Raw genomic sequence first — 276 nt, 5'->3', positions numbered from 1 at the left:
AGGCAGCCTTTTTTGTTGTATTATTTTCTGGTTTTTAGTATTTTCATGTAATGAAAGCCAAAGCAGTATTTAAGACCTATGACCAGTCGCAGTTAAGTCTTTTACCTCCCAGTTATGATGATCTGGTTCCTTCCAATCATCCCGTTAGAATCGTCAATACGATTATTGATCAAATCGACATCGCTGACCTGGAGCGAAGTTATAAAGGAGGAGGTACCTCCAGTTACCATCCCCGGATGTTGCTCAAGGTGACCATCTATGCATACCTGCGCAATA

General features: G+C 41.3%; 1 protein-coding gene. It reads left to right on the top strand.

Annotation, left to right across the window (positions count from 1 at the left end; translation table 11 throughout):
• Positions 1-50: 50 nt before the first annotated feature.
• Positions 51-276 (top strand): transposase (locus LB465_RS18170; RefSeq protein ID WP_394370955.1); only part of this gene is annotated, 226 nt, incomplete at its 3' end.

The sequence above is a fragment of the Salegentibacter lacus genome (assembly GCF_020164555.1).
Lineage (GTDB): Bacteria > Bacteroidota > Bacteroidia > Flavobacteriales > Flavobacteriaceae > Salegentibacter > Salegentibacter lacus.
This window is presented reverse-complemented; position numbering and strand designations above follow the sequence as displayed.